Below are 22,241 nucleotides of genomic sequence, written 5' to 3' on the forward strand. Positions count from 1 at the left end.
AGGCGATTCTCCTTACGTTTTCATACAGGAAAATGGTACTAGCTCGTTCATCGCGATTACGGCAGCACGACGAAATTGGAGACGACCTTCCGCTCCCGTCCGTCGGATGGGCTGTTCAGCAATTTGCCGTCGTACACGAAGGCGCTCGATCCGCCGCCGTCGAGGTTGTAGGCATCTCGGACGTTCCACTCGAGCAGCTTCGTCTGCGCTTCCTCGAGCGTTACGCCGTTGCTGTAGCCCTTCTGCCTGCCGTCGATGACGATAAGCAGCAAGTCCCCGTTCGAGAAGTGACCGATCATGGTGCGCGGCTCCCGTTTGTTTTTCCACTTGGTCGGGATCTTCTGCTTCTTGCCGTCTTGGAGCAGCGTCGGCACGAACGTGGCGCCTTGTTCGACGTCGAGCGCTTCGATATCTTTCCGCGAAGTAATTTCGCCGCCGACCAAATGCCCGTTTTTGTTGATGCCGATGAAGCTGAGTCCGGTCTGGTAGAATGCTACGATCTCGCCGTCGACGACGGTTACGCCCATCGGATAGAGAAGGCCGTTCTTATCTTTCGAAAATCCGCCGGCGTTGATCGCCAGCACGGCGTCGGTGCGTTTCGCCGCCGAGCTCGTCGTCTCGCCTTTATCGCCGATCTTGTCGTTCGACATGACGAGCTTGATCGCCTTCGGGTCGTGCAGCTTGACCTTCGCCAAGTACCCCCGGTAGCCCGCTTCCTTTAATGAAAACACCTTCACGGTAGCTTTCTTGCCGAACGTCTGGCCGATCGGCTTGCCGAGCTGCGTGCTGAGCACCGATTCGAGCGTATCTTCCGTCGCTTGATTTTGCTGCTTGCTCTTGTTCACCAGCTCCGCGACCGCGTCATGCTGTTCGACGTCGAAAGCGGATTCCCGTCGAGCGGCTTCCGTCAATTCCGTTAAGAAGGCATCGATTTCGGACAGCCGTTCGGCCGCCGCATTCGCCGTATCCGCAATCGACGCGTAGGCGGTCGACACGTCGTCGGCAAGCTTGCTTACGCCTTCGATCGGCGTTTCCGCGTCCGCATACGACAGAACGGCCGGCGCGTAGGCGGCGTTCAGCTCGGAGGAGCGCAGCTGAAAACCCGCCGTTACGCCGAGCAGTACGGTAACGAGCAAGCCGAGCGGAATCAGCGATTTAGTAAACACGCGCCGCTTCCTCCAGCTTCTTGATCGATTTGCGCAGCTCCTCCAGTTCCTTACTTAGGTCCGTAATCCGCTCGTTCAGCGCCTTCTTCGATTCCGCCGTCGTACTGAGCGAATCGCCGGCCAGCGACATCTGCTCCTTCACGGCGGTCAACTCGCTTTCGACGACGGCGAATTGCGCTTGAAGCGCCGCGGCTAGTTCCTGGTTCGACTGCAGCGCGCCCTGCAGCTGCGTTAACTTCCCGTTCACGTCCGCTATATGTTGTTGGTTCGTCCGTTGAATCTGTTCGAGCTCCGCGCGGATGCCGCCGACGTAATAATACGCCAACGCGAAGGCGCTGCCGGCCAACAACAGCCACAACGCGACGACCCCGGCCTTCGCGACCCACTTGTAAGAGCGTTCCGCCTTGTTTTCCCGCTGCTTCGGAGATCGCTCCATTCTCGATTCCAATTCGTAGTACGCTTCGTTCATCGTTCCGTTCCTTTCGTTGTTTCTAGTTGAGATACTATAATCCTATCATACTTGCGGGCGATTTTTCATAGATTATGTCGAAACCTGTTATGGAAGCGTCGAATCGAGGCCAGACTGGAAGCGAAAGGATCGATGTTTTCGGAGGGGATGGATTGACTACGCAGCGAGGTTTGCTTCTATGGGCGCTCATCGTTCTCGTCTTGAGCGCGATCCTATTCCTGCCGCCCTTCGTCGGGCTGGCCGATAACAGCGATTACGCCCGCGCGGTGCAGCCGGTGGGGTTATTGCCCGACGAGCATCCGAGGTACTTCCACGCGTTCCGGGAGTTTCGCCTGACCGAAGCGGCCATGGGCGGCCTACGTAACCTGTTATTCCCTGACTTGGAAAACGAACTCGGATACGTCAGCTCCCAGATGCTGCTGACGAAAGCGGCGCTCCTTCTGAACGACGGATTCCGCCGGTGGATGGGGATGGACGTCTCTCTGTTCGATATCCGGTTCCTGGGGGGACTATATATCGTCATATACGGCGCCGGCTTGGCTCTCTTCGTCTCCAAGCTGGGCGCGAAGCGGCCGATCGCAAGACTGCTCGTCTTCGCTGCGGCGATCTTCATGTTCTGCGACGCGGGGTATGTTCTATACTTTCATTCCTTCTACGGCGAAGCGACGATTCTCGCAGCGCTGCTGCTTACGGCAGGCAGCGTCGCATGGTGCATCTACGGAGATCCCCAGAGGAAGCTGCCGCTGCTACTGTATTACGCGTCCAGCGGGCTGTTCGTATCCGCCAAAGTGGCGAATGCGCCGATCGGCGTCCTCCTTGCATGGTTCGGGTGCGCGATTCTGCTCGTCCGGAAGGATCGGTTTTCCCGGGCGACCGTCCTCGCGGGAAGCGGCGCGTTGCTGCTCTTCTCGATCCTCTTCTTCTCCGCAGCGCCGCAGTGGATGAAGCAGGTGAATCAATACCAGTCGATTTTCTTCGGGGTGTTGAAGGATTCCCCGACGCCGGTCGAGGATGCCGCGGAGCTTGGGCTCGACCCGAAATACGCCGCGCTCCGAGGCACTCACGGTTATATGCCCGACGCGCCGTACGATATCTACGGCGACGCCTTCCGACGGGACGTCTACGATCGCGTGTCGCATGCGGATATCCTTAGGTTCTATGGATCGCATCCCGGCAGGCTCGTCGAGAAGCTGCGCGTTTCGGCGGACGCAAGCGTGTTCCTGCGTCCCTCCTATATAGGCAATTACGAACCGGATGCGGGCTTGGAGCGATTCAGCTTTACGAAGCGATTCTCGCTGTGGGAAGGGCTGCGCAAGCGGACGGTCGGCATCGCCTTCCCGATCGTCGTCGCGGGATTCGTCTGTTATCTTGCGGCGTTCGCTTATACGCTCGTCAAGCTGGGCAGGCAGCCGTCGACGAGCGCCCGGACGAAGCTTGCGCTCTGCGCCGTCTTGCTGTTGCTGTCGACGACGGCGATGCAATGGGTCGTCCCGGTGCTCGGCAACGGGGAGGCGGATCTGCAGAAGCATATGTTTCTCTTCGCCGCTTGCTTCGACTTGATGCTGCTCGTCGGCGCGGCGTGGATCGCGGATCGCGCGTCCGCGCGGGGCGTCCTAATCGTCTGTGCGGCGGCTCTGCTGCTCCCAGCCTTCTACCGGTCGCAGAGCCCGGAGTCCGCGCCGGCGAGCGCCGCCTCCGGTATTCGCGTCGGCGATACGGTGCAGTTGGGCCGGTATGAAGACAAGCCGTTGTTATGGACCGTTCTCGCGAAAGAGATGGAAGGCTACTTGTTATGGTCCCGAGACGCGATCGCCGCGAAGCCCTTCGACGCCGAGGACGAATCGCTCCCGGCGGGTGAGAAAGCAAGAAGCTACGGATCGAACGATTGGGAAACCTCGGACCTCAGGCGTTGGCTGAACGAGGCGTTCCTCGCCGGCTTTACCGACGAGGAACGCAAGCTGCTGAATGCCGCTGCCCTGAACACCCTCGTGTCGGCGCCTCGCGTCGACCGGAAGCAATTCGGCGATCAACCTCATTATTGGAGCAGCATTCCCCGGGATGCGGAGCAAAACTACGATCGCGCGTACGGGCGGCGAGCGTCCGAGGTTGTGTTCCTGCTCGATGCGCAGCAGCTTGTCCGCTATGTCTCCATGCGGGGCTCCTCCTTAACGAAGGCGAACTTGCAAGGAAACGCGACGCCCTATTGGGTGAGGACGCCGTACGCCGGAAGCGCCAGCATGGTCCGTATCGTCGGCGAGGACGGCTTCGTCTATCACCGAGACGCCGCCGTCGAACGGATCGGCGTCGCGCCCGCCGTATTTCTGCGCTCGGACGCGTCCGCCCGGAGCGGCTCCGGCACGGCGGAACGCCCGTACCGGGTCGACGGGCCCAGGTTACCATAGCTGACTGACGCATCGGATTAAGCGGCTTCAGTTCGGTAGGAAGCAATAAATCGGGGCGACATTCCGCAATTTTTACGGCATGCCACACCGATAATTGGGGAATCCCTCCCCAATTGGCCGCCCAACTCGAGTTTCGTCTCGGTAGGGTGCAATAAATCGGGGCGACATTCCGCAATTTTTACGGCATGCCGCCCCGATAATTGGGGAACTCCTCCCCAATTGGCCGCCCAACTCGAGTTTCGTCTCGGTAGGGTGCAATAAATCGGGGCGTCATTCCGCAATTTTTGAGGCATGCCACACCGATAATTGGGGAACTCCTCCCCAATTGTATTACCGCTTGCTCGCGTGCCCCATTAAATATTGAATGAACGCATCGTCGCGAACGAGCCATGCGGCATACCGCCGCTTCACGTAACGTTCGGCTTCCTCGAACGCGTCGAACGCCGGTTCCGCCGTCTCCCCGTTCGCGTCGAGGTGCCACCGTCCTTCGGCTTGAAACAGAAACAGCTGCTCCCCCGCCCGATTTTCGTATAACGCGCCGTACTCCGAGCCCTTGACGTTATACTCGTTTCTGTCGGCGTCGGGCCGGGGCGGGTCGAGCGCGAACGGCTCGACGGCGTAGGCGCGGAACGCGGCGTCGCTGAGCGGACAGCCCGCCGCCTTCGCGTGTCCGCCGCCGCCGTACCCCGCCGCGATATCGGAGACGTCGACGTGGTCGTGCACCGTCCGCAGGCTGAGCTTCTTCCCTCCGACGTTCAAGATCGCGATATAATCCAGATGCGGGAACGCCTTCCCAAGCTCGTGCGACAACTCCGAATGATACGACTCGGCATGCACGATGCCGACGCACCGGTCCGAGACGAACGTCTGGACCAGCTCTCTCTTTTTCCGACGCACGTACCGATCGATCTTGCTTTCCTCCAGCTCGAGCAGCTTCTCCTCGAAGTCGGTGAAGGCGAACGCCTCCTTCCGTTGCACCCGCTCGACCATACGATCCTCGAATTCGTCCAGCGACAACAGGAAGAACAAGTCGTTCAGCCGCTTCGCCATTACGTTGTCGTGTGTTTCCCATTCCCATGTATCGTACTGGCGCACAAGCTCTACGAATGCTGCGAGCGCTTCGTTCGGCTGCAGCATCCGATGCTGAACCAGATAATCGTAGAAGAGCGACGTGGCGGACGTCTGCCGGCCGTCGTCGTATTCGACCTGCACGGTCGCCCACGGATGCCGATTCAGATGCAGCGAAGTTTTGTGGTGGTCCAACAGTCGAGCTTTGCCGCCGTTTTGCAGGAAGCGGTCGATTCGAGCCTCGACCTCCTCGGATACGGATAAGTCGGTAACGAACAAGAACCCGCCCTTCTTCGGCTTCTCTCGATACGCATCCATATATCGCGATACTTGCGGGTTGATGCTTTGGACGGAATTGTACCGTATTTCGATTTTATCGCCGAAGGCGCAGCGCGCGACGACGCCGCAGCCGACGCCGTCGAGATCGTTGTGCGTGTATAAGTGATGCATGGATTCCCGGTCCCCTTGCCGCGCGAGATAGTGTTGCCATGGGTAGGGTTTCCCGATCGGTTTCCACTTTATTCCCTATGGAAGGTTTTCGCCGTCGAGGCGGCAGGTGGGAACGGATCGAGGGGCGAGGAGAATACAGTATATTCTAGGAAAGAAAGTCTGGCGGCGCGAAAGCTGGCCGCGCTGTAGACGCCGCCTCCCCGACCTTCGTCGAGTCCGGCCTCCTGCCGCAGCCTCTTTCCGAACCGAAGGAACTTCTTTACAATAGCGGCATGGAACCACCGAAACTTCGAAGGACGGGAGAAAAGAACCATTGAACGAATATGAACAGCGCATTCGGTTCGAATTGGACGTATGGGAGCGTCGCCTGACGGAACCGCCGGGTTGGCTCGAGCGAACCTCGAAGACGATCAGTACGAAGATCAACGAGCTGATCCCCGCGAAGATGCATCAAGCCATCACGGCGACCGTACGATCGATCGTTCGTACGGCGCTCTTCGGCGCCGAATATACGCCTCGGCGGAAGGTGCACCGCACGGCGACGCTCGAAGAGGCCGATCATGAAGCGAGAAATACGCTCTCGTTATACCAGAAGATCGCGACGGCCGAAGGCGCCGGCACCGGCGCGGGCGGCCTGCTGCTGAACGCCGTGGATTTCCCGGCCTTGATCGCGATCAAGATGAAGTTGTTGTTCGAGCTGGCGCATGTGTACGGCTACGATACGAAGTCGTTTTCCGAGCGGATCTTTCTGCTGAACGTGTTCCGACTCGCCTTCTCGAGCAACGCGCAGCGCGAATACGTGCTGGATTCGATCCAGCGATGGGACGTCGAGAAGGAACGATGGTCTTCGGATTCCGAGTATTACCGACGCATGGATTGGGAGACGTTCCAGAAGGAGTATAGGGATTCGATCGATTTCCGGAAGATGCTCCAGATGGTGCCCGGCATCGGCGCGGTCGCAGGCGCCTGGGCCAATTACACCATCTTGGAGGAGCTCGGCGAGGTCGCGATGAACGCGTACCGCATGCGCAGACTCAGCGATGCTTCTAAATAAAGAGAACGCCGTTCCTTCGAAAGTTTACCAACCCAGTGCCTTCTTCCCCGCTTCCAACGCCGCCACGATCCGGTCCGCGTCGTATACTCCGCCGCGCCAGGTGCCGCCGCTGACCGATTGCAGCGCCGCCCAAATTCGCGTATCGTCCGGCAGCTCGGGATCCGGCGCCAGGTCCGGGTGAGGCGTTCGCATCGCCAGGCGCCGCTCGCCCTCGTCCGCGTCGAATGTCTCCTCTCCCTCTCCGACGAAGTCGACGCGGCCGGTCAACCTCACCCGATCGATCTCGATGCGGATCCGGTCTCCGTCGCGCAGCTTGCCGATCGGTCCGCCCGCCAGCGCTTCCGGCCCGATATGCCCGATGCAAGCGCCCGTCGACACGCCGGAAAACCGCGCGTCCGTCAGCAGCGAAACATATTTCCCGAACGGCAAAAACTTCAGCGCCGACGTCAGCTGGTACGTCTCTTCCATTCCGGTGCCGCTCGGCCCTCGGCCGATGAGCACCAACACGTCCCCCGCCTGAATGCCGCCGATTTTGATCGCCTTGACGGCGGCCTTCTCGGAGACGAATACTTTCGCCTGCCCGATATGCCGGTACACCCCGTCGTCCCCTACGACGGACGGATCGATCGCGGTCGACTTGATGACCGAGCCTTCCGGCGCGAGGTTGCCGACCGGGAACGTCACCGTCGACGTCAAGCCGGCCGTTCGCGCCCGTTCGGGCGTAAAGACGACGTCGTCCGGATCGATGCCGTCGACGTCCCGCAGACGCTTGCGCATCCGATGCCTGCGCTCCGAAGACTCCCACCAGTCGAGCGCTTCCCCCAGCGTCGCCCCGGCGATCGTCAACGCCTTCTCGTCCAGCACGCCGAGTCGGCGCAGCTTCAGACAGACCTCGGGCACCCCGCCGGCCAGGAAGACGCGCACCGTCGGGTGGTGGATCGGCCCGTTCGGCAGCACGCTCACGATGCGCGGCACCGCCCGATTCACATCCGCCCAGTCCGCGACGTCCGGGATGCGAACCCCGGCGGCATGCGCGATGGCCGGAATATGGAGCAGCAAGTTCGTGGAGCCGCCGAACGCGGCGTGAACCGCCATCGCGTTGCGAATCGCCGCGTCCGTCACGATCGCGCCGACGGTCAAGCCGCTCTTCGCGGCGCGCATCGCGGCGCGGGCCGATTGACGCGCCATCTCCTCCCATACCGGCTGTCCGGACGGCGCGAGGGCGGCGTGCGGCACGGTCAAGCCGAGCGCCTCGGCGACGACCTGCGCGGTGCCGGCCGTGCCGAGGAACTGGCAGCCGCCGCCCGGCGTCGCGCAGGCACGGCAGCCGAGGTCCGCCGCTTCCTCGAGCGACAGCTCGTCGTTCGCGTACCGCGCCCCGATCGTCTGGATTTTCCCGGCGTCTTCGCCGACGGTCGGCGGCAGCGTCACGCCGCCGGGGACGATGACGCCCGGCAGCCGCGACATGCCGGCGATGGCGATCATCGTCGCCGGAAGCCCCTTGTCGCATGTCGCCACGCCGATTACCGCCTTGCGCGTCGGCAGCGAGCGGATCAGGCGGCGCATGACGACCGCGGCGTCGTTCCGGTATGGCAGCGAATCGAACATGCCGGTCGTGCCTTGGGAACGTCCGTCGCACGGATCGCTGACGTAGCCCGCGAACGGGACGCCCCCGGACGCCGCGACCTCCCGGGCGGCGGCTTGCATGAGCAGGCCGATCTCCCAGTGGCCCGTATGATAGCCGAGGGCGATCGGCCGTCCGTCCGCGTCCCGGATGCCGCCCATCGTGCCGAGCAGCAGCACCTCAGGCCCGCCGAGCCGGCTCGGCGCCAGCCCCATGCCGACGTTCTGCGACCAGCCGAACAAGTCGCCGCTCGGCGCGTGCCGAAGCTGATCCGGCGTCAGCGGCAGCGAGCCGCTCGGTCCGGGCGCATGCGTGTGTATGCGGAAGACGTCGTCGTCCTCCGGTCCCATTACGGAAATCAAATCGGCGGAACTCACGGAGCATCGGTCCCTTCGGTCGGATTAGGGTTTGAGGAATACGGTTTTCACGGACGTGTAAAATTCGATCGCGGCCTGCCCTTGCTCGCGGGAATGCGAGCTCGACTGCTTCATCCCGCCGAACGGCGCCTGCAGCTCGACGCCAGCCGTCTCCGCATTGACGCGAACCAATCCGGCGTCGATCTCCTGTACGAACGCGAGCGCTTGCCCGATGTTCTTCGTGTATAACGAAGCGCTGAGCCCGTATTCGACGTCGTTCGCCAGCTCGATCGCTTCCTCCAGCGATTCCGCCCGAAGCAGCGCCAGCACCGGGCCGAAAATTTCCTCCTGAGCGATTTTCATCCGAGACGTGACGCCTTCGAACACCGCCGGCGTAACGTAGAAGCCGTCCTTCAGCGCCTCGTCGGCCGGCTTCGTTCCGCCGAAGACGAGCTGAGCGCCCTCTTCGACGCCATGACGAATGTACGACAGCACCGTGTCGTACTGACTTTCGTTCGCGCATGGCCCGAGCCAAGTATCCGGCTGCATCCCGTCGCCGACCTTCAGCGTCGCGACCTTGTCAAGCAGCTTCGCTCGGAACGCGTCGTACACGTCCTTCACGACGATGACGCGGCTCGTGGCGGTACACTTCTGACCGGTCGACCGAAGGCCGCCGTTGATCGTCGCTTCGACCGCCAACTCAAGATCCGCGTCGGCCGCCACGACGATCGGATTTTTCCCGCCCATCTCAAGCTGGTATTTCGCGCCCCGCGCGAACGCCGCCGCTCCGACCTGCTTCCCGACCGCGTTCGACCCGGTGAACGTGAGGCCGTGAATGCCCGGGTGCTCGGCCATGCCCTGTCCGATCTCTCGACCGCCGCCGACGACCATCTGGATCGTCCCGGCCGGGAAGCCCGCTTCGTGGAAGCAAGCCATCACCTTCGCGGCGGTGACCGCAGTATCCGTCGCCGGTTTCCAGACGACGCAATTCCCGTAGATGAGCGCCGGCGCGATCTTCCAAATCGGAATCGCGACAGGGAAATTCCACGGCGTGATGGCGCCGACGACCCCGAGAGGCACTCGGGTCGTATACATGAGCGCTTCGGCGTCCGTCGCCGGTATGACGTCGCCCGTCTTGCGCATGCCTTCCCCGGCGTAATATCGTAAGATCGCGACGCCCCGGGCGGTTTCGCCCTTCGCCTCGGCGAACGTCTTGCCCATCTCCCGCGTCATCGTGGCCCCGATCTCGTCGAGTCTTCGTTCCATCAGATCGGCCGCCTTGTACAACAGCGTTCCGCGCTGCGCCCCGGTCAGCTTCCTCCAGGCGCGGCGCGCCTCGTTCGCCGCTTCGACGGCGCGGTCCAAATCCGCCCGCGTCGAAGCCGGCACGACTCCGACCACGGAGCGGTTCGCCGGATTGACGCTCGGCACCGTCGCGCCGCCCGCGGCCGCGACCCATGCTCCGCCGATGTAGTTCCCATACACGGGAGTATCGTTCATTAGGTTCATCCTCTCTCGAAATATGTATCCGCTTACAAGGACTTCCTTATGCGACGACGGAATTGACCAACGTACCGATGCCGGCGATGTCGATCTCGATTCGGTCGTTCGCCTGCAGCGTAAATTGGTTCGGGGGCACGATACAGGTGCCGGTGAGCAGCACCGTGCCTTCGAAGAGCACGTTATCCCGGCGCAGGAACGAGACGAGTTCCTCCAGGCTCCGCTTCAGCTGCCCGGTATTGGCGCGCTCCTCGACGACCAACCGGCCGTCCCTGTAGATGCGAAGCTCGATGCCGAGCGCGTACGGATCCGGCGTCGTCTCCGCCAGGCGCAGCGCCGGTCCGAGCGAGCAAGACTGCTTCCACATCTTCGCCTGGGGCAAATATAACGGATTCTCTCCTTCGATGTCTCGGCAGCTCATGTCGTTGCCGATCGTATACGCGACGATGCGGCCGTCGCCGTCCAACACGACGCCGAGCTCGGGCTCCGGAACCTGCCACGAGGAATCGCTGCGTAGCGAAACTTCGCCGCCGGGCCCGACCGTGCGCGCCGCCGTCGACTTGAAGAAAAGTTCGGGGCGTTCCGCGTCGTATACTTTGTCGTAGAAGGTGCCGGCGTCGAGCTTCCCGCCGGTCGCTTCGTAATTGCGCGCTTCCCGGCTGCGCTGGTACGTGACGCCGGCGGCCCACACTTCCGGCGCTTCGATCGGAACGCCGAGCGGAAGGCTCCGCCAGTCGTTCGTCAGCGGGGACGCTTCTCGAATCGAAGCGCGCGCCGCATCGGCCGCCGTTACCCCGGCCGCCGCCGCCCGCCGGAGAAGCGCGAAGACGTCCGTATCCGGCAGCGAATACGCCTCGTCGACGCCGTCCGGAACCGCGCCGAGCCGCCAGCCATGTTCCTCCCGATACCGAATCAGCCTCATGAACATACCTCCCTAAGAATAAATGGTTTTATATTATAAAACATCGTTCTCGTATGTGGACCGCCGGAAGAAACCCGCGGCCGAAGACGAGACCGACGGATTACCCCTTGTACCCGAGCTGCCGAGAGATCGCCTTCGCCGCCTCCAGCAGCTCGTCGATCAACGCCCGCAGCGCGGCGTCGTCGACGGACGAAGTCATCGTCGAGACGCTGACCGCCGCTGCCGCGACGCCGCTATAGTCGAAGATCGGCGCGGCCGCGCACCGGACGCCGGGCTCGTTCTCCTCATCGTCGATCGCGAAGCCGCACCCTCGAACGCGGGATAGCTCCGCTAAGAAAGCTTCCCGATCGCCGATCGTCCGCTCGGTCCGCTTATCGAACGCATAGCCTTCGAGCAGCGCATGGACGGCTTCGATCGGACGGAACGCGGCCAACGCTTTCCCGACCGCGCTGCTGTGCAGCGGGACGCGCCGTCCGATGCGAGAGTACCGAATGGCGGCCTTCGCCCCTTCCACCTTATCGATATATACGCCGTCCCTCCCGTCCAATACGACCAGATGCGTCGTCTGCCCGCTCCTCGCCGACAGCTCGGAGACGTACGGCTTCGCGATCGAACGAAGATCCATCGACTGCAGGAGCAAATTTCCCTTCTCGACCAAAGCCAAGCCGAGCCGATATTTTCCGGTCTCCTCGTCTTGCGCGATATATCCATGATGCACCAACGTCTTCAGAAGGGAATGTACGGTGCTCTTGTGCAGCTGCATGCGGGCGCTGATCTCCGTGATCTTCAGCTCCGGCGTCCGTTCGTCGAATAAATCGACGATTTGCAGCGCCCGCTGGACCGATTGAATTAACGGCATGTAGGACGCTCCTCTCATTTTGTTCTATAATATAAAACTACGTTCCACATTATGGCATTGATTATCCTAAGGATAGCAAGGAATCGCATTCGTGTCTATAAGGGCATCCTATACGAAAATGAGAAAGTACCAATGGAAGGAGTCCAGTCTATGCCGTTCGGAAACATCGGGATCCCCGGCCTCGTCTTGCTCTTGCTCGTCGCCCTGCTTATCTTCGGCCCTTCGCGGTTGCCGGAGTTAGGGCGCAGCTTCGGACGAACGCTGCACGAATTCAAAACCTCGACGCGCGAGCTCGTGTCCGATTTCGAGGACGACAAGGAAGAACAAAAATAAAGGTCGACGGCGAATGCACCCGCCGTCGACCTTTATGTTTACTTCATCGCCGCGAGCCATTGCGAGAGCGCGCCGATCTCGTCGTCCGTCAATCGGCCTTCGAACGCCGGCATCCCGTTCCCGCCGCCGGCGATCTTGGCCGCGATCTCTTCCTGCGACATCTCCGCGCCGACCTGCTGCAGGCTCGGGAAGTTTCCCGCGCCGGCCAAGTCCGTCCCGTGGCATGCCAAGCAGTTCCCTTCGTAGATCGGTCTCGCCGTCGCTTCGAGATCCCCGCCGCCCGCGTCGCCCGCGGCGCCGTTCTCCGTCCCGGCGGGAGGCGCGTCATCCCCCGCGGGAGCGTCGCCGGCATCGTTGCCGCCGCCTCCGCCGCACGCGGAGAGCGATGCGGCAAGCGCCATGCAAAGCAGCATCCATCGGATTTTCACCATCGTAAAACATCTCCCTCGCTTTGGATTGATTCCACTCGCGTCACACGAGAATTCCGCCCTTCTTGCTATACGCCGCGATCCCTTCCGCCGCGCGGTAAGAGAGCGCCCCCAAGGTACCCGTCGGGTTGTATCCGCTGTTGTGCGCGAAGGCCGAGGCGCCGATCACGAACAAATTTTCCATATCCCACATCTGCAAGTAGTTGTTGACCGCCGAAGTGTTCGGATCGCTCCCCATGATGACGCCGCCGGTATTATGCGTCGACTGATATGTCATGATCTCGTAAGGTCCTAACTCCTTCATGGACTCCATTACGGTCGGTCCCATCTCCTTGACGATGTCCGTGCATCGATCGGCCAGAAACTTCGCCAGTTGACGATCCTGCTCTTCGAAATCGAACGTGATCCGAACGAGAGGATCTCCGAATGCGTCCTTATAGGTAGGATCGAGGTCAAGGTAGTGATGCCGGAACGGCATGGACGCGCCTTGCCCGCCTACCTTCAGCACGCGGTTGGCGTACTTGAGCGACTGGGCTTTAAACTCCTTGCCCCATTTCGGCGTGCCGGAGGGAACGGTATTGTTTTGAATCGGACGTTGCCCCGTATTCGTAAGAGTTATGTTCCCTCCGTGGATGAAATTTAATTCGGAATGATCGAAGTTGTCCCCGTTGTAGTCGTCTAAGCTCATGCCGAGCGACCCGGCTCCGGCGAACAGATTGTATTCCGCGTCGTCGAAGAACCCCATCGCGCTCCCCTTCTGAACTTGGTACGCATAGTTTTTCCCGACGACGCCCGTGCCGCTCGCAGGATCGTACGGTTTTCCGATCTCCGACATTAACAGAAGACGAACGTTGTTGAACACGTATCCCGTAAGCACCACGACATCCGCCGGCTGTTCGATCTCTTCCCCCGTCGTTATGTCGGTATAGAGAACTCCCGTCGCTTTGCCCCCGGTATGCAGGATGCGCCGCACGTACGAGTGGGTGCGAATTTCGAACTTCCCCGTCTTCTTCGCCACCGGGATGACCGTCACGACGGGGTCCGCCTTCGCGCCGAATTCGCAGCCGAACCGCTCGCAATACCCGCAATACTGGCACGGCGCCCTCGATACGCCGTCCGGATTCGTGTAAGCGGTCGATAGGTTGGCGGACGGCATCGTGAACGGATGCAAGTTCAACTTCTTCGCCGCATCCGCGAATCGCTTCATCGACGGGGTTTGGATCATCGGCGGCGTCGGATACGGGCTGGAGCGTTTGCCGCCGAGCGGATTTTCCTCTCCCGAGATGCCGGCCATCTTTTCGAACGCGTCGAAATACGGCTCCAGCTCGTCGTACGTAATGCCCCAATCCTGAATGGTCATCTCCGCCGGAATTTTGTTCTTCCCGTACCGTTCCTCGGTCAAGCTTCGGATTTGAAAGTCGTACGGCAGGAAGCGGAACGTCTGGCCGTTCCAATGCACGCCCGCGCCGCCGAGGCCTTCCCCCAGCAGGAACGATCCGTACTGCCGCATCGGCAGCGCCCGGATTTTCTCGTTGCTTCGGAACGTAATGGTTTCCTTCGACAGGTCTTGCATCAATTCGTACCGAAGCGCATAGCGAAGCTCGTCGTGAACCATGAAATAATCTTCCGTCGTCCGTTCCATCCCGCGCTCCAACCCGACGACCGACAAGCCGTTCTTCGTCAGCTCGGATGCGATGATGCCGCCGGCCCAGCCGACGCCGATAATGACGACGTCCGTCTTCGGCAATTTCTTGGCCATCTGTCCATCCCCCTTCTCGCACCCTCAAGAATGCGCTACATGATCTTTCAAGCTTCTAGGCGGCACCTTCGTGAACTCTTTATCCATAATTTGCGTGTAAGACATCTGGCTGCCGGGGTAATTGCGCATCGCCCACCCGGCCATGTTTTTGTTCCCGCCGTACAACGGATCGCTGTAGACGCCTTCCAACGTACTGCTGCGGAGCATACTGAAGAATCCGCTGGCGGAAATCGTCGTCACCGGCACTTCGTCGTTTTGGAACGCCGTCAGCACCGCGTCCTGCTCTTCCTCCGTCAGGTTGACGAACGCTTTACCGTATTGGCTTTGACTATAGTTTTGCATTTCCCGAAGTCCGATTTGGAAAATGTCCCTCCGCTTCAACCGCCCCTGATAGCCCTGCACCTTCTCCCCGACGAAGAACGGGCCTTGCATATAATCTCTCGCGTTGAAGCCCCATTCGCTAGCGAGTTGATGATCGAGGAAGTAAGCGACGCCGAGCTCCTTCGCGCCGGGACCGTTCTCGTCCGTCGGGAAGATGCGCTCCGTCGCCGCTTGCGCGATCGAGAACTGCTCCTGCGTGAAAAACATGAGCGCTTGTCCGTAATCGTTCCCCTCCGCGGCAGGGGCGGCCGGAGGCGCCGCTTCCTCCTGACGCCTCGGCAGCAAATACCCCAGGACGCCGCCGAGAACGGCGCCGCCCACGGTATATCCGGATTTAATCAGAAACTGCCGGCGCGACATCCCTTTCGCTTGATCGTCGTTCGTCTTCGGACGTTCCTGTTCGTCCATCGTCGTGAAACCTCCCGCGCAATAGTCTTTGACAGTGGTGTTCCCCTATGAAAAACCATTCATACATTAAAATCCAATGGGCATGTTAATCATAAATTTCGGAGGAGGGATACATATGAAACGAAGCTATCTAGCAGCCGTCGCCGTCTTATTCGGAATATCGGCCCTCGTAAGCGGATGCGGCGGGGACGGACGAGCCGCGGACGACAACGAGCAAGTCGTCCCGCATGAGGGCCATGACGACGGCGCAGGGACGTCCGCCCACGGGGGCGATATCGGGGTCATTCCGAGCGTGAACGGACCGAAGACGCACACGACGAACGAACGCGGGCGGACGTCGAGCGGGATGGGGACGTCCGTATACAGCATGATCGGGTCGTCCGGGCTCCACGAAGGCGGCGTGTCCTCGCATATCGAATCCCGGATATCGGCGGAAGGCGTCGAAGGCGTGGAAGTGTTCGTCATCGACGACACCGTCATCTTGGCGCGGGAGACGCCGTCGATCGTCTCGAACCGATACGACGCGCTCCAGAACGAAGTGTTAAGCCCGACGCAGGGCATGTCGGGCAAGGGCGCGCGCAACGAAGGGACGAAGGTGGAGCGAAGCGCCGAGGACGATAACCTCGCGATCGCGAAGAAGCAAGTGGAGGAGATGTTCGAAGGCCATGTGCGCATCCGGACCGTCACGGACGCGAGAGCCGTCGAGCTGATCGAGCGCATTCAATCGAACATGGCGGCTTCCGGCTCCGGCCGATCGGTCGCCGCGGACGTCTCGGAGCTGCTGGAGTTGGCGAAGGAATAGGAGATGCGGCGGATACAGAAACGGACACCTCCATGGAGGTGTCCGTTTTCGAGAAGGGATGGTCCTACGACCGGCCAGAAGTCTTATGCTTCGCCCATCTTCAAGCCTTCGATGTCGTGCTTCTGCACGATCGGTTCCAATCGTTCCACGATGCGGCATAACAGATGACGCTTCACTTCGTCCGGCAACGTTTCGTAATAAGCTTGGGTCACCTGCAGATCGTGCCGCTCGTGGTTGTTCGCTCCCGGCGCGTCGACGCCTAGAACGAGAACCGGCCTCGCTTTATCGGAGCGGTTGGCCGTCCCGCGGTGGATCGTCAGCGCCGAACGGACGGAGATGTCCCCCATCTTCGGCATCTTCCGCTCCGCTCTCGCTTCGTACCGGGAATAGCGGTGCTGCGGCGGAAACATGCCGTGCTCGAAATCCGCGGCGGCGTCCCACTGCGTGCCGGGCGCGATCTCGAACGGCCCCATGTCCGGTTCGACGTCGACCGCGGTGACATTGAAGGCGAGCGAAGTGAGACGTCTCCCCTTGTACGTCTCTTCAGGCGACGGGAAGTCGCGATGCCACGGTTGATCGACGGCGCCGGGATTCGGTACGTCGAAGCCGATCTCGACGATGTTGTAGTCCGGACCGAGCACCGTCTCGCACACCGTCCTCACCCAAGGATGCGCAGCCAACTCGACGAATCCGCGAAGATCCTCCGGATGAATTTCGACGTAATGACGTTTCGGTCCGCGGCCGACCGTGCCGCCGGGCCGCTGCAGCGCGTCCTGGTACAACGCGTCGAGATCTTCCTTGAGCGCCTCCGCCCACTCGCGGGGGAACGCTCCCTTCAACCCCGCGATCCCGGGTCCATATAGGGCGCCCATAATCGCGGCAGGTTCGTATGCATCCGTCATAAGGATCTCTCCAGCTCTGAAGTTTGTTCCAGTCTACCGCTTCCGACCCGGGAACAACACGACATATTTCTATTTCCGCCGGACGATATTTTTGGTTCCGCGCCGGAGAGGCGTCATTGGCCGGCGGTTGCCGATTCGTCGTCCATACGGTACACTCAAGGTTGGTTGCATCCATCAACCTGCGCAGCAATTTAATTCATAAGAAAGCATATAGGTGACCATCGATGATCGAAATCAAAACATCCGCGGTGTCGGCCGGAGAGTTCAAAAGAGGCGTGTTCGCCACGCGCAATATCGCGAAGGGAGAGCTGATCCACGAAGCGCCGGTCATCCCTTATCCGAACGAAGAGCACGAGCATATCGAGAAGACGGTTCTCGCGGACTACGTCTACGAGTACGGCGCGAACCATACGGCCATTCTGTTAGGCTACGGCAGCTTGTTCAACCATTCGTACCAGCCGAACGCGACGTACGAGATCAGCTTCGAGAAGCATACCTTCGACTTCTATGCCTATAAAGATATCGTGGCGGGCGAAGAAATATTCATCAACTACAACGGAGAAGAGGACTGCATGGACCCGCTCTGGTTCACGGAGCCTTCCGAACCGTCCGAAGATTGAAAGAAGAAGGCCGACGGCGACGTCGGCCTTCTTGTCGGTCTCTTTACGTTCGGGAACCTCTCTCGAACGTATCGCTGATCCAATGGATCGCTTCCTCTTCGTCCTTCCCCTTCGTGCGCAGCAGGATGTCCGTCCCTCGCCGAAGCGCAAGCAGCATCGTGCCGAGCACGCTCTTCACGTCGATCTTGAACGACGTCCCGTCTTCCTCGTATTCGATCAAGATGTCGGCGCTGAATTTGCCGGCTTCCTGCGACATCCGCTGCAGCTCCTCGATTCCGAAGTCGTTCGCAATCGTAAGGCGATGTACTCTCATTCTCGCTCATCTCTCTCTCTCGCCGCGCCTAGCGGATCCTTCCTATAGTAAATTTGTAATCGCATCCACGTAGAAAGTCAATGATTTCTTGCCGAATGCCGATATAATCGGAGTAGCGGAAATATCGCATCGAAATCGGAGGAGAATGAAATGAAGAAAGAGACTTGGGGCAAGCTGAAAGTATTGACGACGGGCATCCTGATCGGGGCGGCGATGACCGCGTCGGTCGGGGCGAGCGCCGCAGGGCAGCAGATCGAAGTGGTTTTCAAACAGCTTCGATTCGTATTCGACGGCCAAGACAAGCCGATCGCGCCGGAGCAAGGAACGCCGTTCGTGTATAAGGGTACTACGTACGTGCCTCTCCGTTATATGAGCGAGTCGATCGGGAAGCCGGTCCATTACGATCCGAAACGCGAGACGATCTACGTCGGCAACCGGTACGCCGCGCCGCCCGCGATGACGATCGACGCGGAAGCGGCTTACGAAGCGACGATCGAGACGTCCAAGGGGAGCTTTACGATCGAGCTGTTCGCGAAGGACGCTCCCGTAACGGTGAACAATTTTGTATTTTTGGCGAACGAAGGCTTTTACGAAAATGTCATCTTCCACCGCGTCCTGAAAGATTTCGTCATCCAGACCGGCGACCCGACGGGAACGGGCCGAGGCGGTCCCGGCTACGCCTTCAAGGACGAGCTGAACAACGGGCACCGGTACGAGCCGGGCGTCGTCGCGATGGCGAACGCCGGCCCGAATACGAACGGCAGCCAATTTTTCATCGGTACGGGGAAGGAAAGCGAATTGCTGAATTCCAACCCGAACTATACGATCTTCGGCAAGGTCGTGGACGGCATGGATGTCGTCTTGGATATCGCCGCCGCTCCGGTGAAAGAAAACAACGGAGAACTCAGCCGGCCGGTGTCCCCCGTCACCATTCTGAGCGTCTCCGTTACGAAGAAATAATCATTGCGTCGGCTTACTTCTTCAAGCCGAGTTCGGCGCCGCCGGCCGCCAGCCTCTCCTGCAGCTCGAGGATCGGAATCGCTTCGACTTCGCGCCGGAGCGACGAGGCGAGCGCGGCCGCCGCGCCGGCCGCTTGCCCGATCGCCATGCAGCTCGGCGTCAGCCGGGTCGTCGCCTGCGCCTCGTGCGTCGTCGAGATGCACCGTCCCGCGAGCAGCAGATTCGTCGTGCGAATCGGCACGATGCTCCGGTACGGAATGTCGTATGCGCCGCCTTCGCGGATGAAATTGGCGGTGACGCCGCTGCCCTCCGGATCGTGGATGTCGATCGGATAGCCGCTCCGCGCGACGACGTCGTCGAATCTGCGGCCATCCAACACGTCGATGCCGTTCAGCACATACTTCCCTGTGATTCTGCGGGTTTCCCGGACGCCGATCTGGGCGCCGACCGCCGAGACGCTCGCCTTCTCGAAGCCCGGAATACGATCCCGGAAGAAAGACTCCAGCAGAAGCACCTGTTCCCGTCCCTCGAATTCCGCTTTCGTTAAATCCCCGATATCCGTCGGGTCCAACCCCGAGACGCGGGATACGTTGACGAGCACCTCGTCTTCGTTCGGACCGACGAAGAACAGCAGTCCGTCGCGTTCGACGGGCAATCCGGCAGCTTTCCACTGCGCGTAGAACCCCATAACGCCCGTCACCGGAAGCCGATCCAGCTCGGACGTCAACGATTTCTCGTAGAAATTCGACGGATCGTCCTGCATCGCCCGCTTTACCTTGTCGACGTCTACGCCGCGCATCCGGAACTTCATCGTCATCGGCTGCACTTTCCCGTTGGCATTGCCCTTCTCGTACGGTACGCCGGCCATCGCCGCGATGTCTCCGTCCCCGGTAGCGTCGACGAATACGTTCGCGGACAGCGTCGAGACGCCGCTCTTATTGTACAGCGTAATCGATTCGATTCGCTCCCCTTCCGTCTTGACGTCGATCGCCGACGTGTGGAGCAGGATGTCCACGCCGGCTTCCTTCAACATGCGCCCGGCCAACGCTTTGTACACCTCGGGATGATACGGGGTCAGCGTATGTACGAAGCCGATCGTATCCCGAAGATGCCCGGGAGACGCATGGAGCGCCATGAGCCGATCCACGATTTCTTGCGCGATCCCCTTGATCACTTGTTCGCCGGAGGCGGAATGGAACGTCATCCACGGATATACCATCGCCGCGGTCGACATCCCGCCCAGAAAGCCGTATCGTTCCACCACGATCGTCTTCGCGCCGTTACGCGCCGCGCCGAGCGCGGCGGTAATGCCGGCCGGACCTCCGCCGAGCACCGCTACCTCATAGTTCATCTTGGACATTCGCGATCACAACCCTTCCATCTTTTTTGGAGCGCTCCCATTTTTGACCGAAGAAAAAGGACAACCGCCCCCGCCATGGCGGCTTCCTTCTCTTACGTCGAAGCTCTGACGATCAATTCGTTATCGATGACGACGTCCTTCGACGCATCCGCGGGCAGCCCGCCGCGCAGCATCTCGAACAACAGCGCGGCGGCTTCCCTGCCGAGCTTCTCCTTCTCCTGCCGAACCGTCGTCAGCGGCGGCGATGCATGGCGCGACTGCGCGATGTCGTCGTAGCCCGCGACCGCCACGTCCTCCGGCACGCTGCGTCCGCTCTCCTGCAGGACATCCATCGCGCCGAGCGCCATCAGGTCGTTGGCGGCGAACACCGCGTCGAACGACGCTTGCCTCTCCAGCAGCAGCCGCATCTCCCGAACCGCTTCCTCTCGGTCGGCGCGCCCGGCGACGATCAGCGACGGGTCCATGTCGAGTCCGGCTTCCCGGAGCGCCTCGCAATACCCGGCGAACCGTTCGTTCTCGTGATGCATGTCGGGAAGGCCTTGGATGTACGCGATGCGACGTCTTCCCCGCTCCAACAGATGCTTCGTCGCGCGATACGCCCCGCCGCGGTAATCGGAGGCGACGCAGGCGAGCGGCAGGGAGCCGAACACCCGCTTCCCTATTAACACGTAGGGGATGCCTCGTTGCCGATAGTAATGCAGGTACTCCGGTTGGATTCGCTCTCCCATAATGATGAGGCCGTCCGTCTTCCGCTTCGTGGCGATCCGCTTCCAATACTCCGCGTCCGCTTCCTTCCGGTTCGCGTACAACAGCAGATCGCAGTCGTTCGAAGCCGTCTGCTCCTGGATGCCCTGCAACGCTTCGAAGAAGATATGATGCTTCAAGAAGTCCGGCTTGTCGCCGAAGACGACGACGCCGATATTGCCGGTCCTCCCGCCCGCTAAGCTTCTGGCTTGCGGATTCGGAACGTACCCTGTCCGTTCGATGACGGCGAGCACCCGCTCCCGTACGTTCGGCTTGACGCCGGGCTGCCCGTTCACGACCCGAGAGACGGTGCCTCGGGACACGCCGGCAAGTTCCGCGATCGATTCCAATGTATGCGCCATCTGACCACCCTCTTCTGGGAGCGCGCACAACTCTGCTTACGACCATTATTATGGAAGCCGCGCCGGCTGTCAACCATGGTCCGGAAATAAAAACGGCCTCCCTCCCGATGTTCGGGACGGAGGCCGCGTTATTTATGTTAATTCCAGTCTTCCCACAGGGAAGCATAAGCGCGTTCGGCGGACTTCTTCTCTCCCGCAGCTGACTCGTTGCCGGCGGCGTTCCGTCGCTCGACGGCGCGCGATTCGGCTGCGGTGGTTCGTTCGGCGACGGTCGTCCGACGGCCGGAACCGGCGTTCCGTTCGCCTTGATCGTCCGTCTGTCGTTCGGCCGCGATCGGATCGCCGGCCTCCCATCCCGCCGGCCCCGCGAAGGCGGTCGAGTCGTCTCGCCGCCGTCCCGGCGTTCCGCCGAGCTTATAGTCGACTCCGAGATATTCCGCGAATTTTTTGCTTTCAAGTCGTCTTATTTTGCGTGCTTCCTTCCGCTCCAATGCGCTGTCGTACAACAATTTCTCCTCTTGCGTCTGCGGGATGACGCCGGGAACGTGTATCGGCTTCCCTTCTTCGTCTAAAGCTACGAAGGTCAGGAACGACGTGGCGCACACCTTCCGTTCCCCCGTCAACAAATCTTCGGTGATGGCGCGAACGAACACCTCCATCGAGGTGCGATGCGACCAAGTGACGAAGGCGGACAGGCAGATCGCGTCGCCTTTCTTCACGGGATGCAGGAAATCGACGGAGTCCGTGGATGCCGTCACGACGGGACGGCGCGCGTGGCGCGTGGCCGCGATCGTCGCGACGTCGTCGATGTAAGCCATCAGCTTGCCGCCGAAGATCGTGCCGTGATGGTTCGTGTCGGGCGGAAGCACGATCGATGCTTTTATCGTATACGATTCGGATGCGGGCTTCGAATCGGCTTTCGTATAAAATGTCATGTCTGCTTCTCTCCTTCTCTCAAGTCTATGATGCATACCACTCTACATCGATTCGAAATATAAG

The 22,241-nt window shown here is 60.8% G+C and carries 20 protein-coding genes and 1 pseudogene; 6 read left to right on the plus strand and 15 right to left on the minus strand.

Annotation, left to right across the window (positions count from 1 at the left end):
* Positions 1-56 precede the first annotated feature (56 nt).
* Both RIN49_RS00585 and RIN49_RS00590 read right to left on the minus strand, forming a co-directional pair.
* Positions 57-1,166, minus strand: coding sequence for a phosphodiester glycosidase family protein (locus tag RIN49_RS00585; protein WP_309118220.1), 1,110 nt, complete (start codon positions 1,164-1,166; stop codon positions 57-59).
* Positions 1,156-1,635 carry a hypothetical protein gene (locus tag RIN49_RS00590; protein ID WP_309118221.1) on the minus strand — a complete coding sequence of 160 codons (480 nt, stop codon included), beginning with the start codon at positions 1,633-1,635 and terminating at the stop codon, positions 1,156-1,158. Before RIN49_RS00590 ends, RIN49_RS00585 begins: the two co-directional genes overlap by 11 nt.
* A gap of 152 nt (positions 1,636-1,787) precedes the next feature.
* On the opposite strand from RIN49_RS00590, the gene wsfD reads away from it, so the two are divergent.
* The gene (gene wsfD / locus RIN49_RS00595) at positions 1,788-4,037 is read left to right on the plus strand and encodes a glycan biosynthesis hexose transferase WsfD (protein WP_309118222.1); all 2,250 of its coding nucleotides are present in this window, start codon (positions 1,788-1,790) and stop codon (positions 4,035-4,037) included.
* Between the two features lie 330 nt (positions 4,038-4,367).
* Here wsfD and RIN49_RS00600 read toward each other — a convergent pair whose 3' ends face one another.
* Positions 4,368-5,555 carry a DHH family phosphoesterase gene (locus RIN49_RS00600; protein ID WP_309118223.1) on the minus strand — a complete coding sequence of 396 codons (1,188 nt, stop codon included), beginning with the start codon at positions 5,553-5,555 and terminating at the stop codon, positions 4,368-4,370.
* Positions 5,556-5,868: 313 nt separating this feature from the next.
* On the opposite strand from RIN49_RS00600, the gene RIN49_RS00605 reads away from it, so the two are divergent.
* Entirely contained in the window at positions 5,869-6,609 is a 741-nt protein-coding gene (locus RIN49_RS00605; RefSeq protein WP_309118224.1) for an EcsC family protein, read from the plus strand.
* Positions 6,610-6,633: 24 nt separating this feature from the next.
* Here the strand turns inward: RIN49_RS00605 and RIN49_RS00610 are convergent, their stop codons facing one another.
* The 4 genes from RIN49_RS00610 to RIN49_RS00625 form a co-directional block, all read right to left on the minus strand.
* Entirely contained in the window at positions 6,634-8,583 is a 1,950-nt protein-coding gene (locus tag RIN49_RS00610) for a YjhG/YagF family D-xylonate dehydratase (protein WP_309118495.1), read from the minus strand.
* A gap of 51 nt (positions 8,584-8,634) precedes the next feature.
* Positions 8,635-10,089: an alpha-ketoglutaric semialdehyde dehydrogenase GucD gene (gene gucD / locus RIN49_RS00615; RefSeq protein ID WP_309118225.1), complete on the minus strand. Its 1,455-nt coding sequence runs from the start codon at positions 10,087-10,089 to the stop codon at positions 8,635-8,637.
* Between the two features lie 46 nt (positions 10,090-10,135).
* Complete coding sequence (locus RIN49_RS00620; protein ID WP_309118226.1) at positions 10,136-11,011, minus strand: fumarylacetoacetate hydrolase family protein; 876 nt, start codon at positions 11,009-11,011, stop codon at positions 10,136-10,138.
* A gap of 100 nt (positions 11,012-11,111) precedes the next feature.
* The gene (locus tag RIN49_RS00625; RefSeq protein WP_309118227.1) at positions 11,112-11,870 is read right to left on the minus strand and encodes an IclR family transcriptional regulator; all 759 of its coding nucleotides are present in this window, start codon (positions 11,868-11,870) and stop codon (positions 11,112-11,114) included.
* 150 nt (positions 11,871-12,020) lie between these two features.
* Here RIN49_RS00625 and RIN49_RS00630 point away from each other — a divergent pair, with 150 nt between their 5' ends.
* Positions 12,021-12,203, plus strand: a complete 183-nt coding sequence (locus tag RIN49_RS00630; protein WP_309118228.1) for a twin-arginine translocase TatA/TatE family subunit — start codon at positions 12,021-12,023, stop codon at positions 12,201-12,203.
* A 38-nt stretch (positions 12,204-12,241) separates the two neighbouring features.
* Here the strand turns inward: RIN49_RS00630 and RIN49_RS00635 are convergent, their stop codons facing one another.
* From RIN49_RS00635 to RIN49_RS00645, 3 genes are read right to left on the minus strand one after another with little or no spacing between them, the layout of a single operon-like run.
* The gene (locus RIN49_RS00635; protein ID WP_309118229.1) at positions 12,242-12,634 is read right to left on the minus strand and encodes a c-type cytochrome; all 393 of its coding nucleotides are present in this window, start codon (positions 12,632-12,634) and stop codon (positions 12,242-12,244) included.
* A 40-nt stretch (positions 12,635-12,674) separates the two neighbouring features.
* Positions 12,675-14,390, minus strand: a complete 1,716-nt coding sequence (locus tag RIN49_RS00640; protein WP_309118230.1) for a GMC family oxidoreductase — start codon at positions 14,388-14,390, stop codon at positions 12,675-12,677.
* A 24-nt stretch (positions 14,391-14,414) separates the two neighbouring features.
* Positions 14,415-15,179, minus strand: coding sequence for a gluconate 2-dehydrogenase subunit 3 family protein (locus RIN49_RS00645; protein WP_309118231.1), 765 nt, complete (start codon positions 15,177-15,179; stop codon positions 14,415-14,417).
* Between the two features lie 115 nt (positions 15,180-15,294).
* Between RIN49_RS00645 and RIN49_RS00650 the strand changes: the two genes are divergently transcribed.
* Positions 15,295-15,981, plus strand: coding sequence for a hypothetical protein (locus RIN49_RS00650; RefSeq protein ID WP_309118232.1), 687 nt, complete (start codon positions 15,295-15,297; stop codon positions 15,979-15,981).
* An 83-nt stretch (positions 15,982-16,064) separates the two neighbouring features.
* Here the strand turns inward: RIN49_RS00650 and RIN49_RS00655 are convergent, their stop codons facing one another.
* Positions 16,065-16,883: a phytanoyl-CoA dioxygenase family protein gene (locus RIN49_RS00655; RefSeq protein ID WP_309118233.1), complete on the minus strand. Its 819-nt coding sequence runs from the start codon at positions 16,881-16,883 to the stop codon at positions 16,065-16,067.
* A gap of 224 nt (positions 16,884-17,107) precedes the next feature.
* Here RIN49_RS00655 and RIN49_RS00660 point away from each other — a divergent pair, with 224 nt between their 5' ends.
* Positions 17,108-17,503 (plus strand): SET domain-containing protein, encoded by a 396-nt coding sequence (locus RIN49_RS00660; protein WP_309118234.1) that lies wholly within the window; start codon positions 17,108-17,110, stop codon positions 17,501-17,503.
* Positions 17,504-17,546: 43 nt separating this feature from the next.
* Here the strand turns inward: RIN49_RS00660 and RIN49_RS00665 are convergent, their stop codons facing one another.
* A complete protein-coding gene (locus RIN49_RS00665) occupies positions 17,547-17,816 on the minus strand; it encodes an HPr family phosphocarrier protein (RefSeq protein ID WP_309118235.1) in 270 nt (89 codons plus the stop codon).
* 150 nt (positions 17,817-17,966) lie between these two features.
* Here RIN49_RS00665 and RIN49_RS00670 point away from each other — a divergent pair, with 150 nt between their 5' ends.
* The gene (locus RIN49_RS00670; RefSeq protein ID WP_309118236.1) at positions 17,967-18,776 is read left to right on the plus strand and encodes a peptidylprolyl isomerase; all 810 of its coding nucleotides are present in this window, start codon (positions 17,967-17,969) and stop codon (positions 18,774-18,776) included.
* Between the two features lie 13 nt (positions 18,777-18,789).
* On the opposite strand, the gene RIN49_RS00675 is transcribed toward RIN49_RS00670, so the two are convergent.
* The 3 genes and pseudogenes from RIN49_RS00675 to RIN49_RS00685 form a co-directional block, all read right to left on the minus strand.
* Positions 18,790-20,136 carry an FAD-dependent oxidoreductase gene (locus RIN49_RS00675; RefSeq protein WP_309118237.1) on the minus strand — a complete coding sequence of 449 codons (1,347 nt, stop codon included), beginning with the start codon at positions 20,134-20,136 and terminating at the stop codon, positions 18,790-18,792.
* Between the two features lie 92 nt (positions 20,137-20,228).
* Entirely contained in the window at positions 20,229-21,242 is a 1,014-nt protein-coding gene (locus RIN49_RS00680) for a LacI family DNA-binding transcriptional regulator (RefSeq protein ID WP_309118238.1), read from the minus strand.
* Between the two features lie 416 nt (positions 21,243-21,658).
* Positions 21,659-22,177: pseudogene (locus RIN49_RS00685) on the minus strand (acyl-CoA thioesterase); the annotation flags it as partial.
* Between the last annotated feature and the right edge of the window lie 64 nt (positions 22,178-22,241).

Source organism: Paenibacillus sp., from assembly GCF_031177825.1.
Taxonomy (GTDB): Bacteria; Bacillota; Bacilli; order Paenibacillales; family YIM-B00363; genus Paenibacillus_AE.